The following is a 317-nucleotide window of genomic DNA, read 5'->3' as shown; positions in this document are numbered from 1 at the left end:
GCCGGCGGGCCGACCGGGTCCGCGCTCGCCGTGGAGCTCGGCGCGGCGGGGCTGGCCGCGGAGCTGGTCCCGATCGGCGGCGAAACCCGCCGGACGACCACCGTGCTGTCCGCTGTGGACGGTTCGGTCACCCTCTTCAACGAGCCGGGCCCGGCGGTGACCGCGATGGAGTGGGCGCTGCTGACCGAGCGCGTCCGCCGCCGGGATCCCGAGGTGCTGGTCTGCTCCGGCAGCCTGCCGCCCGGGGCGCCGCCCGACGGCTACGCGCGGCTGATCGAGGGCCGGAAGTCCGTTTTGGACACTTCCGGCCCCGCCCT

General features: G+C 76.7%; 1 pseudogene. It reads left to right on the top strand.

Annotation, left to right across the window (positions count from 1 at the left end):
- A pseudogene (locus tag G3I65_RS20400) lies at positions 1-317 on the top strand (1-phosphofructokinase); the annotation flags it as partial.

It is taken from the genome of Amycolatopsis sp. SID8362, from assembly GCF_010550475.1.
Classification (GTDB): Bacteria; Actinomycetota; Actinomycetes; order Mycobacteriales; family Pseudonocardiaceae; genus Amycolatopsis; species Amycolatopsis eburnea.
The sequence above is the reverse complement of the archived record's forward strand: the minus strand, read 5'-3'. Positions and strand labels throughout refer to the sequence as shown.